The organism is Insolitispirillum peregrinum, from assembly GCF_900156605.1.
GTDB lineage: Bacteria > Pseudomonadota > Alphaproteobacteria > Rhodospirillales > Rhodospirillaceae > Insolitispirillum > Insolitispirillum peregrinum.
The window spans coordinates 666,917-678,536 of the sequence record NZ_FTOA01000001.1; the positions used below are offsets into that span (position 1 = coordinate 666,917).

Consider the following 11,620-nt stretch of genomic DNA (forward strand, 5'->3'; position numbering starts at 1 on the left):
ATTTATTTTTCTGTTAATCCTTAGGTTTTATCTCCGAGGTGGCTGCCTGGACACAGGCCGCGCAGAGTCCTTGGTGAAACCTGATCGGATGAAAGGGGTAAACAGTCGGATCGCTGTGTCAGATTTCCAACATTGTGTCCTGTTGTTCGGTGGTGTTGTGTTGCCCTGTGTCGTGTGTCGGACACGGATTTTTTACGTCGAAAAAACATAACTATCTGAAAATAATGACTTTATGAAACTGGCATCATCCTTGCTATGACACCGGCAACGAACGTCATCGCAAGGAGACCAGCCGTGAGCCAGATCATTTCCCTGGACAGCATCTCCCCTCTCGGAAGCCCTGTCACTGTGGCCGACATGCGGGCCGAGATGGACAAGGGCGGGTGCTCGTCGTCGAGCTGCGGCTCGTCGGATGCGCAGGGTGATCTTCCCGACCACATCTGGGACAAGATCAAGGACCACCCCTGCTATAGCGAAGAAGCCCACCACTATTTCGCCCGTATGCATGTGGCGGTGGCTCCGGCGTGCAACATCCAGTGTAACTACTGTAACCGCAAGTACGACTGCGCCAACGAAAGCCGCCCCGGTGTGGTTTCCGAACGGCTGACCCCCGAAGACGCCGCCCGCAAGGTGATTGCGGTGGCCAACGAAGTGCCGCAATTGTCGGTGCTGGGGGTGGCTGGTCCGGGCGATGCGGTTTATGACTGGCGCAAGACGGCCAAAACCTTTGAACTGGTTGAGAAAAAACTGCCGGACATCAAGTTCTGCATCTCGACCAACGGTCTGGCCTTGCCGGACTATGTCGATGACATTGCCCAGCACAACATCGACCATGTGACGATCACCTTCAATGCGCTCGATCCCGAAATCGGGGCGCAGATCTATCCGTGGATCTATTATCAGGGCAAGCGCTGGACCGGCCGCGATGCGGCGCAAATCCTGCTGGAACGCCAGCTTGAAGGTCTGGATGCGCTGGTGAAGAAGGGCATTCTGGTCAAGATCAACTCGGTGATGATCCCGGGCGTCAATGACCAGCATCTGGCCGAGGTGAACGCCGAAGTCAAAAAGCGCGGTGCCTTCCTGCACAACATCATGCCGCTGATTTCCGACGCGGCGCACGGAACGCATTTCGGGCTGATCGGTCAGCGTGGCCCGAGCGCCGCCGAGTTGAAGAGCCTGCAGGACAAGGTGTCGGACGGCACCAAGCTGATGAAGCATTGCCGCCAGTGCCGGGCCGATGCCGTGGGCCTGCTGGGCGAAGATCGTGGCCAGGAATTCACCATGGACAAGATCGCTGCCGACATCGACTACAACCCGGAAAAGCGCGACCTCTACCGTCAGGTGGTGGAAAAGGAACGCGAAGACCGGCGGCGGGCGACGGCGGAAATGGAAGCCCAACTGGCGGTGAACTCGGTCAGCACTGTTGCCGAACAGCCGATGCTGGTGGCGATTGCCACCAAGGGCGGCGGGCGCGTCAACCAGCACTTCGGCCATGCCACCGAATTCCAGATTTACGAAGTCGATAGCCATGGCGTGCGTTTCAGCGGCCACCGGCGGGCAGACAACTACTGCGTCGGCGGCTACGGCGAGGACGACCGGCTGGACATCATCATCAAGGCTCTGGAAGGCGTCAGCGCCGTTCTGTGTGCCAAGGTCGGTGACTGCCCGAAAGACACGCTGGCACAGGCCGGTATCCCGGTCCTTGACGACTACGCCTTTGAATACATCGAGACCTCCGTCGGTGCGTGGTACGCCGCACAGATGGCCTGCGGTCAGGAAAAGGCGACGGCGTGACCGTTGCTCCCCTGAAACCGCCTTTTTCCAAGAAAAAAAGCCTCTCTAATCTGGATCACAGGAGACCTTGTCATGGCTTACAAAATCATCGCTTCCCAGTGCACCGCCTGCGGCGCTTGCGAATTCGAATGCCCGAATGCCGCCATCCGCATGAAGGGTGAAAGCTACATCATCGACCCCGCCAAGTGCAGCGAATGCGACGGTGAACCGGCCCGTTGCGCTGGCGTGTGCCCGGTTGACAACACCTGCGTTCCGGCCTGATCGGGACGTAGACAGGCGGAGGGAGCGTATCCGCTGCGCTCCTTCCGTTCTCTCCGGCTGCCGGGTCCGCTGTGCGCCCATGGGTGCACCGATCTTACAGGAGACCTGCCATGAGTCCGCATACCACTGCTGATACGGCTGTTCCTCTGGATTGGCAGGGGTGCCTTGTGGACTGTGCGGGCTGTGCCCATGCCGGTTTGCAGGCGACGGGGGGGTGTGCGCCCCGGGTTGCCTGTGTGCAGGATCGCTATACCCGCCGGATTTTCACGTTCTTTGAACGCAATCCCGAGCAGGCGGATCATTATCTCGACCATCCCTATTTTGAAGTGCGCGCTCTGGCGGCCCGCCATGTCAGTGTGTTCCGCTTGCACGCCCTGCTGAATGACCCGGAACCCGATGTGCGGGTGGCGGCGGTGCAGCGCCTGCCAGTTCCCAGGATTTTGCCGCTGCGCAAAGACCCGGAACGCAAGGTTCGGGCAGCGGTGGCCCAGCGGTTGACCGGTGCCGATCTGGTGCCGTTGACCGCTGATGAGGATTACTATGTGCGGGTGGTGGTCGCCCGGCGGCTGCCATCCGACATTCTGCCGATGATGATGTACGACCGGGATGCCGATGTGCGGCGGGCGGTGGCGCGGCGGATTGGCGATGAGTGGCTGATGGCGATGGCGTGGGATCTCGAGGCCGAGGTCCGCTTGCAGGTTGCTGTCCGCCTGTCTCCCGAGCAACTGGTGGCGTTGGTGGCCGATGAGGACTGGCGCATCCGCCATGTGGTGGCCAGCCGGGCACCGTTGCACCGGATCATCGCGCTGGCGACCGACCCGGACGACGATGTCCGCGCCCGCTTTGCCCTGCGCAAAGCCAGTGAAGAGCTGCCGTTGCTGGTGATGGCGGCGCGCATCAAGGCGGCTCCGGTGCTGTCGCTGGAACCGGCATCGATCAGCGGGATCTCGCTGGGAGTGATGGCCTCTGGTGTCCGCAAAGGAGACTGACCGATGAGCGAAGATGATGAAGTCGAGGTCTATGATGACCCGATTTACAATTATGGCGACAAGGTTGTCTCGACCAAGAACATCCGCAATGACGGCACCTATCCAGGGGCCGAGATTGGCGAAATTCTGGTGCGGAAAGGGGACGTGGGATACGTCAACTCGATCGGGACCTTTTTGCAGCGCTATTACATTTATGGCGTGGATTTCTATCAAACCGGCCGTCTGGTCGGCATGCGCAAGCGTGAATTGAAGACGATGGAGGAACAGGACATGAAAATCACCATTCGCAAGAGCGTGGCCGGAGACTGGGAAGCCTATATCGCCAAAAAGGATCTGGAAGCGAAGATCGTGGCGATGGAAAATCCCGGCTGCTGGGGGGGCGTGATCACGCTGGATAACGGATGGCGTTTCCAGATGCCCGAAATGGCTGCCGATACCCGCCTGCCGCTGACCGTCGAAGCGCGCAAGCTGGCCGAAGAGGCCGAAGACGCCTGATCAGGTCATCTGGTACAGGCGGCAGGCTGACAACAGCGGTAGGGGATCCACCGGACATGAACGCGATAAACAACGAAACCAAAGCCATGCTGGCCTCGATTGGTCAGGGGGTCGCCGCCGGTCAGATCATCCCCTTTCTGGGGCCCGGAGTGCTGGAAATGGGCGATGCCGCCTGTCCGGTGCCGACCAGCCCGCGCGAGCTGTGCGGGCGGCTGACCAGCAAGGTCGGCGTGCCGGGGCGCATCCGCCATAACCTGTGGAGTTCGGCCCAGTACATCGAAAGCAACCGCCATCGCCGGACGCTGGAAACCCTGCTGAACGAAGCCTTTGGGCCGATCCCCACACCGGGGCCGATCCACACCTGGCTGGCGTCGCTGGAAACCTGCCCGCTGATCGTCGATACCTGGTATGACGGGACGATGGCGGCGGCGTTGCAGGCCTCTGGCCGGACGGCGTGGGGGCAGGTGCAGGGCGTGACCCGCAACGGCGAATGGCGGGATATCTGGTACAAGTTCTTCCACGGCATGACCGGCAACGAGGCCGAAGCATGGGAAGCCGGGGACTGGCTGACCATGCTGTACAAGCCGCACGGCTCGGTGGTTCCGGCGAAAAACTACCTGCTGTCCGACAGCGATTACGTCGAGGTTTTGACCGAAATCGACATCCAGACCCCGATCCCCGATCTGGTAAAGGACATGCGGACCACCCGTGGCTTTGTGTTCCTCGGTTGCCGGTTCTATGACCAGATGCTGCGGACCTATGCCCGCCAGATCAGCAAGCGGTCCGCCGGGCCGTTCTATGTCCTGCTGGACCCGGATGCCGATCTGACCCGCAACGAAGAGCGGTTCCTGACCGATTACAACGTGACTGTCCTGCGCGTGACCCTTGACGAAGCCGCGCCCGTCCTGAGCGGGCAGTCGGGGGCATAACCAGACACAGCTTTCCCCTCTGCAAAGAGGGGAAAAAGGGGGCGGCCACCCATAGGGGGAGCGGTGGCCGTTTTCCCTTCCTTTTCCCGCCGCCCGGAAATCTGCCATACGATCGCTGTCGCTGGGGGAGCCGCAGCGATCAGGGGGGAGAGATCCGGGAGGCAAAAGACAGCGATCCATGGCGGTGGGTCGCTGTTCTTTTTTGTCTGGATGCTTGCTGTTGGCGGTCTGTTGTTGGTGTGGTTATTATTTGCATGGCAGTTCTGCTGTTCTTTTGCGGCAAACTGCGACAAGGGAGTTGCGCTGTCCGCCTGATCTGCTATTCATCCGGCGTTTTTAATGTTCTCAAGGCCAAGGAGGCTGTGCCGTGAGCGGGTCAATGAGCGGGAAAGTCCTTGTTGCGCAGGGTGGCGGTCCGACCGCTGTGATCAACCAGTCGATGGTTGGGGCAGTGCTGGAATCGCGCAAGTTCCGCAATGTGGAAAAAGTTTATGGCGCCTTCCATGGCGTGCGCGGGATTGTCGATGAAGATTTCCTGGATCTGACCCAGGAAACCACCCATAACCTCGAGATGGTGGCCCAGACCCCGTCTTCGGCGCTGGGCTCCACCCGCGACAAGCCGGACCTGAAGTATTGCCAGGAAGTCTTCAAGGTTCTGAAGGCGCACGAGATCAGCTATTTCTTCTACATCGGCGGCAATGACAGCTCGGACACCGTGCGCATTGTGTCCGAACAAGCCAGCTCGGCTGGCTATCCGTTGCGCTGTATCCATATCCCGAAAACCATCGACAACGATCTGATGGTCACCGACCATTGCCCCGGCTATCCGTCGGCGGCCCGTTTTGTGGCGCAGTCGTTCATGGGGGCCAACCTTGATAACTGGGCGTTGCCCGGGGTCTATGTCGGGGTGGTGATGGGGCGCCACGCCGGTTTCCTGACCGCCGCCGCCGCGCTGGGCAAGAAGTTCCCGGACGACGGCCCGCACCTGATCTACATGCCGGAACGGACGTTCGTTATTGATAACTTCCTCGCCGACGTCAAGGCGACGATGGAAAAATATGGTCGCTGCGTGATCGCCGTCTCCGAAGGCATCCATGACGAAGCCGGTGTACCGATTGCCCTGAAGCTGGCCAAGGAAGTCGAACGCGACGCCCATGGCAATGTGCAGCTGTCGGGCACTGGCGCTCTGGCTGACCTGCTGTGCGACGAAATCAAGAGCAAGCTGGGCATCAAGCGCGTGCGCGGGGATACCTTCGGCTACCTGCAACGCTCGTTCGTTGGCTGCGTCTCGGACGTTGACCAGCGCGAAGCGCGGGAAGTGGGCGAAAAGGCCGTGCAGTATGCCATGTGGGGCGACCGCGACGGCTCGGTGACCATTCACCGTACCGGCTTCTATTCGGTGGACTATCACCTGACCCCGCTGATCGACATCGCGGGCAAAACCAAGGTGATGCCGGACGAGTTCATCGCCGACAGCGGTACCGACGTGACCGATGCCTTCCGCATGTATCTGCGCCCGCTGCTGGGCTCGAAGATGCCGGATGCCTATCGTCTGCGCCAGAACCGCGTGCCGAAGATTTTGGGGGTGTGATTTTTCTCTGCGGTACACGGCAGGTGAACAGGCCGCGTACTGCACAGACAGGCAATCCCGGGCTGGGGCGTATGTCCTTGCCCGGGATATTTTTATGCTGATGCCTTTCATTGCAGGCTGTGCTTTTATGGCCATGTCACGATGGAGCGGGGCCTAAAGGCGATGATAAGCATAACAGCTGATCTTATCCGATTCTCGTTTCCGTCCCAGACGTTCAGCAGGGGGCGCGAGTATCAACGGAAAGGGGCTGTTTTTCTGGAATATCTATCCCCCGATCATTCCGTTGTCGAAGGTCTGGTTCAGGGGACAGGTCGCAAACCTTACAGCGTGTCAGTGGAACTCACGGCGCAGCGGGGCGGCAACGTCCGAATTTCCGGGCGTTGTTCCTGTCCGATGACGTTTAACTGCAAGCATGTGGTGGCGTTGCTGCTGCAGGCCGGGCAGATGACGCCCGCCCCCGCCCCCGCCCCCGCCCCCGCCCCAGAGCCTGCCCCCGTCTCCTTCGCGCCATCCCCGGCTGAGCCGGTTCTATCGGCGTCCGTCGAAGGCTGGCTGGCGCATATGGAGAAGGTCGGGCAGCTCAGTACTCGTGAGGACTACCCGCCCACGGTGCGCCGTCGGCTGATCTATGTTCTGTCTCTCTCGCTGGACCGGAACGGCTCTGCCTGGGCGACACTCTGCACGATGTCCGTGCCGTTGCTCAAGGACGGCTCCTTTTCGTCCAAGGCCAGGGTGTTTCAACCGTCCAGCGCCTTTGGCGGCGCACCCGCCCAATTCCTGCGCTCTTCCGATGTCAGCATCCTGAGGCATATGGCCTTTACCAGTGGTGAGATGCGTCTGGAAGGCGAAGGGGGCGCGGAACTGCTGGAGAAAGTACTGGCAACGGGCCGCTGCCATTGGGAGACGGTGGCCGGGCCGGTGCTCCAGCGCGGGGACGCGCGGGCTGCCAGCGTGCGCTGGACCGGTATCGCAGATGGCCGTCAGCGCCCACAGATCGAGGTGACAGGCGGGGGGCGCGCCGTTCCCTTGACGCCGCCGTGGTACGTGGACAGCGCCAACCAGCTCTGTGGGCCGGTAGAGCTGTCGATGCCGCCCCGACTGGCGAAGGTGTTGCTGGAGGCTCCGCCGGTTGATGTGGCCGAGCTGGATGAAGTCCGCCGTCGCCTGTCCGCCATCCTCCCTGAGGCCGAGGCGTATTTGCCCCCCGAACTGGCACCGGCAACAAAGCTGGTTGTCTCACCGGTCCCCCGGCTGCTGCTGCATCACCAGACCGTGCAGGAGGCGGGTTATTTTTATGGCCGGGATACCTTTGTTGACATGCCATTGGCCCGGCTGTCGTTTTTGTATGGGGATCACGAGATTTCCTCCGCCTCTATGCGGGCAACCCTGACGCTGATCGCTGGCAACACGGTGACGGAAATCGTGCGCTCGGCCTCGGAAGAGCAGACAGCGGTCCGGCGTTTGCACCGTTTGGGGTTTATGCTGGCGTCGGAGCAGAAATCGTGGCGGGTTCCGGCAGAGTGCGGCCATGATTTCATGCTGGAACCGGGGACTGACGAGGCGGCATGGGTGGATTTTCTGGTCCATGAGGTGCCCGAACTGACGGCTGCGGGCTGGCATGTCTCGATTGCCGATGATTTTCCCGTCCGTGTGGTGTACTCCGAAGGTACCATCGAAGCCGAGGTGCAGGAAAAGGACGGCATCGACTGGTTTGACCTGCATCTGGGGGTGCTGGTCAACGGTGAGCGGATTGACATCCTGCCGATGCTGTTGACGGTGCTGCGGAAAATTCCCGGCGACGAGCTTCTGGAGTTTCTTGAGGATAGCGAGATCGATAACCGGATGCTGCACCTGCGTCTGGACGATGGTCGCATCCTGCCGTTGCCGTTCAGCCAGGTCCGTCCGATTTTGCGGGCGCTGGCCGCGCTGTTTTCCTCCGAAGAGGGGGGTATCCGCCTGACCCGGGCTGATGCCCCCGATGTGGCTGCCTTTGCCGAGGCCCTTCCCAACCTTGTCTGGCGCGGTGGAGAGAAGCTGCGCGAACTGGGACGGCGGCTCCGCGATCATTCCGGCATTCCGGCGGTGGTTTTGCCCGACCTGTTTCACGGAACCTTGCGAGCCTATCAGCAGGCAGGTGTTGAATGGATGCAGTTGCTGCGCGACGTCGGGCTGGGCGGTATTCTGGCCGATGACATGGGGCTGGGCAAAACGGTGCAGACCCTGGCTCATGTGGCGGTTGAAAAGGCCGCCGGGCGTCTGGATCGCCCCTGTCTGGTGGTCGCCCCGACCAGCCTGATGGCCAACTGGCAGGCCGAGGCAGAAATCTTCACGCCGTCGCTGCGCACGCTGGTTCTGCAAGGCCCAGAGCGCAAGACACTGTTTCCGCTGATTGACAGCAGTGACATCGTCTTTAGCACCTATCCACTGCTGGCCCGCGATGCTGATGAACTGACCGCCCGCCCGTGGCACATGGTCATTCTGGACGAGGCGCAATACGTCAAGAACCCGGTCACCTCGACGGCCAAGGCATTGCGGATGCTGGAGGCGCGCCATCGTCTGGCGCTGTCGGGGACACCGCTGGAAAACCATCTGGGGGAATTGTGGGCGCTGTTTGACTTTGTTTCGCCGGGCTTTCTGGGGGACCGTGCAGCGTTCACCCGTCAGTGGCGGACACCGATCGAAAAAAAAGGCGACGCCGAGCGCCGGGCGGCTCTGGCGCGGCGGGTCAAGCCGTTCCTGCTGCGGCGAACCAAGGCACAGGTGGTGGCCGATCTGCCACCCAAAACGGAAATCATTGAACATGTCGACCTGACCGACAGCCAGCGCGCCCTGTATGAGGGTGTCCGGCTGACCATGCATAAAAAGGTGCGGGAGGCGATTGCCGCCAAGGGGCTGAAGCGCAGCCGTATCGAGCTGCTGGATGCCTTGCTGAAATTGCGTCAGGCCTGTTGTGATCCGCGTCTGGTCAAGGCTGCGGGCGGCAAGGCCCGTGTTGAGTCAGCCAAACTGATCCGGCTGATGGAAATGATCCCGGAGATGATCCGGGAGGGGCGCCGCATCTTGCTGTTCTCGCAATTCACCTCGATGCTGGCATTGGTCGAGGCCGAGCTACAGGCGGCAGACGTTCCCTATGTCCTGCTGACCGGGGACACAAAGGACCGGGCAACGCCGGTGCGGCGGTTCCAGAGCGGTGAGGTCCCGTTATTCCTGATCAGTCTGAAGGCTGGCGGCACTGGCCTGAACCTGACGGCGGCCGACACAGTCATTCACTATGACCCGTGGTGGAATCCGGCGGTCGAGGCTCAGGCCACCGACCGGGCGCACCGTATCGGCCAGGACAAGCCGGTCTTTGTCTACAAGCTGGTGGCCGGTGACAGTATCGAGGTCAAGATGTCCGAGCTGAAGGCCCGCAAGCAGGCACTGGCCGATGGCCTGTTCGATCCCGAGGCGGGCAGTGCCATCGACATCGGGGAAGATGACGTTGAATTCCTGCTGGGAGGCTGAGTCAGGCTGTTCCACTCGCCTGGAACAGCCCACGGGCCTTATTTCCGTTCTGGCACATTGCCCCCGGCAGCGGCCAACAGTTCTTCACTGACTTCTTCCGGGCTGGCGCGGTTGAGCAGCAGCAGAACCTTTTCTTCCAGCTGTTCGGGCGGGAACGGTTTGGCGATGTAGGCGGTAACCTCGTGCGCCATCGCTTCCTTGACGTTTTCCAGCGTGGCGAGGGCCGTGACCATCAGGAATGGCAGCTTGGGCTTGACGCTGCGGACCTGTTTCAGGAAATCGATCCCGGTCATGTGCGGCATTTTCCAGTCGCAGATGATCAGGTCGATGCCATCCTCAAAGTCGCTGAACACCTTCAGGGCCGCCCGGCCATCGGGGGCGGTCATCACCGTGCCGATCCCCATATCGCGCAGGACCATTTCGATGTAGTGGCGGGCACTCTCTTCGTCTTCGACCACCAGCAGGGTCATACCGGACAGATCACGGAATTCGACCCCGGCCCGGGCCATGCGCAAGCCCAGTTCGCGCAGGCGGTCTCCAACTGGCGGCAAGGGAGTTTCTGGTGCCGTCGCCGCAGAGTCATGGCGGATGATATCCTTGCCTGCCAGGTATTTCCGCACAAAATCGCGATGGCGGATATGGCGCCGGATCAGCTCGCGGGCTTCGGTCAGGCACTTGCCATGGGTGAACACGCCATCACCGGCCATGTCTACCACGCGCAGGATGGCGGCGATGGGCGGTTTGGCGTCCTTGCGCAGGGTCGAAAACAGGGTGGTGGTTTTTAATTGATCGTGCTGGGCGCGGTCCAGCATGGTGGCAAGCCGTTTGCGGATCGCAGCCGGGAACGTTGACCCCAGGACCAGCATCTGCAATTCGGAAAAAGCACGCAGGCGGGCATCGCTGTCTTCGATGGCGTCACACAGGCGCCCGACAAAATCGCGGTTTTCCAACAGGGAGATCAGATAGTCATCAACCCCTTTGACGGCGGCAGCCCCTGCCATTGCCTGTTGCAAGGCAAACAGCTGGCGCAGCTTTTCAAGAATGGACCGGCCCCGCAACAGTTCCTGCAGCTTGTCGGCGGACAGCATCAGGGACAGGCGGCGGTCGAGAATGTCATAGGTCGCCTGTCCGCCGATGAACCCGTCCGGCAGGCGCAGGGCACTCATCAGGTCGGCGGCGGCCATCACTTCGGCGATGGCCAGTTTGGTCCCCATCGGATCATCGGGGACGCTGGTGATCAGGCGGTCAGAGCTTTGCAGGACTGTTTGCAGGACCGTAATCAGGCTGTCGCGGATCTGGGGGAACGGGCCGGAGCGCAACAGGGTTTGCAGGCGGCGCACGCTGGGCGGGGTGGTGGCTGGCGAGGCGAGGTCGTTGTTCAGGTAAAGCGCAATGATATCGACCAGCATGTCGTTCGGGTTGGCTGTCTTTTGCCACAAGACAGAGGCAACCCCGCGCAAGGCAAGGTGATCGGCCAGCAAGGTATCGAGATAAACCAGCGCGCTGGGGTCATCCTCCAGCCGTTCGATGAACCCCATCAGCAGGTCCATCTTGGCAGCCCGGTCCCGGCAGCTGTGCAGGGTCTGGGTCAGGGTGGCATAGACGTAAAAGTCGGCCTCTACCGGAGAGGGCAGGCGACCGGCGGCGGTGACCACTTTTGGCAGATCAACGGCTGAAATGATTTCCGGGGCATGCTGCTTCAGTCGATGGGAAACGGTGCTGCCGAGGGTTTTGACCAGTGCAAACAGATCGGTCAGGCGATTGTGAACGCTTTGCTGACAGGCCGAAGCCTGCCGGTCTGCCAGGGCTTCGAGCACCGCCCGGAACAGCGGGTGGCTCTCGGCGGTGTTGAGCAGGCGCAGGGAGTGGAGTGTCTCCAGCGGGCTGGTCTGGTGCTCGTCAAAAAACGGTGCAAAATGCCTGCGGGCCAGATAACGGGCGGCAGGGGCATAAAAATCCTCTGGGGTGCGGCACAGGACCGTTGCGGCGGCGGCAGACTGTGCCTCGGCGGCGGGGGACGGCGTAGACGACGCTGAAGACGGATTCGAAGACATAGC

8 protein-coding genes are annotated in these 11,620 nt (G+C 61.3%); 7 read left to right on the forward strand and 1 reads right to left on the reverse strand.

The window, feature by feature from the left end; all coding sequences use genetic code 11:
- The first annotated feature begins 255 nt into the window (after window positions 1-255).
- The 7 genes from nifB (at window position 256) to BW995_RS02815 (ending at window position 9,563) form a co-directional block, all read left to right on the forward strand.
- Window positions 256-1,794: a nitrogenase cofactor biosynthesis protein NifB gene (nifB, locus tag BW995_RS02785; RefSeq protein ID WP_076398638.1), complete on the forward strand. Its 1,539-nt coding sequence runs from the start codon at window positions 256-258 to the stop codon at window positions 1,792-1,794.
- Window positions 1,795-1,866: 72 nt separating this feature from the next.
- Complete coding sequence (locus BW995_RS02790) at window positions 1,867-2,055, forward strand: 4Fe-4S binding protein (protein ID WP_076398640.1); 189 nt, start codon at window positions 1,867-1,869, stop codon at window positions 2,053-2,055.
- 110 nt (window positions 2,056-2,165) lie between these two features.
- Entirely contained in the window at window positions 2,166-3,044 is an 879-nt protein-coding gene (locus tag BW995_RS02795; RefSeq protein ID WP_076398641.1) for a 4Fe4S-binding leucine-rich repeat protein, read from the forward strand.
- Window positions 3,045-3,047: 3 nt separating this feature from the next.
- Window positions 3,048-3,539, forward strand: a complete 492-nt coding sequence (gene nifT / locus BW995_RS21275; RefSeq protein WP_076398642.1) for a putative nitrogen fixation protein NifT — start codon at window positions 3,048-3,050, stop codon at window positions 3,537-3,539.
- Between the two features lie 56 nt (window positions 3,540-3,595).
- Window positions 3,596-4,468, forward strand: coding sequence for an SIR2 family NAD-dependent protein deacylase (locus tag BW995_RS02805; RefSeq protein ID WP_076398643.1), 873 nt, complete (start codon window positions 3,596-3,598; stop codon window positions 4,466-4,468).
- Between the two features lie 379 nt (window positions 4,469-4,847).
- Window positions 4,848-6,059: a 6-phosphofructokinase gene (locus tag BW995_RS02810; protein WP_076398644.1), complete on the forward strand. Its 1,212-nt coding sequence runs from the start codon at window positions 4,848-4,850 to the stop codon at window positions 6,057-6,059.
- A gap of 393 nt (window positions 6,060-6,452) precedes the next feature.
- Window positions 6,453-9,563, forward strand: a complete 3,111-nt coding sequence (locus BW995_RS02815) for a DEAD/DEAH box helicase (RefSeq protein WP_139332724.1) — start codon at window positions 6,453-6,455, stop codon at window positions 9,561-9,563.
- A gap of 38 nt (window positions 9,564-9,601) precedes the next feature.
- Here BW995_RS02815 and BW995_RS02820 read toward each other — a convergent pair whose 3' ends face one another.
- A complete protein-coding gene (locus BW995_RS02820; protein ID WP_076398646.1) occupies window positions 9,602-11,617 on the reverse strand; it encodes a response regulator in 2,016 nt (671 codons plus the stop codon).
- Between the last annotated feature and the right edge of the window lie 3 nt (window positions 11,618-11,620).

Bases quoted from the DNA above. Each gene is read 5' to 3' on its own strand.
- BW995_RS02805 (WP_076398643.1), top strand. From the start codon at position 3,596: ATGAACGCGATAAACAACGAAACCAAAGCCATGCTGGCCTCGATTGGT.
- nifB (WP_076398638.1), top strand. From the start codon at position 256: ATGACACCGGCAACGAACGTCATCGCAAGGAGACCAGCCGTGAGCCAG.
- BW995_RS02810 (WP_076398644.1), top strand. From the start codon at position 4,848: ATGAGCGGGAAAGTCCTTGTTGCGCAGGGTGGCGGTCCGACCGCTGTG.
- BW995_RS02820 (WP_076398646.1), bottom strand. From the start codon at position 11,617: ATGTCTTCGAATCCGTCTTCAGCGTCGTCTACGCCGTCCCCCGCCGCC.
- BW995_RS02790 (WP_076398640.1), top strand. From the start codon at position 1,867: ATGGCTTACAAAATCATCGCTTCCCAGTGCACCGCCTGCGGCGCTTGC.
- BW995_RS02795 (WP_076398641.1), top strand. From the start codon at position 2,166: ATGAGTCCGCATACCACTGCTGATACGGCTGTTCCTCTGGATTGGCAG.
- nifT (WP_076398642.1), top strand. From the start codon at position 3,048: ATGAGCGAAGATGATGAAGTCGAGGTCTATGATGACCCGATTTACAAT.
- BW995_RS02815 (WP_139332724.1), top strand. From the start codon at position 6,453: ATGACGTTTAACTGCAAGCATGTGGTGGCGTTGCTGCTGCAGGCCGGG.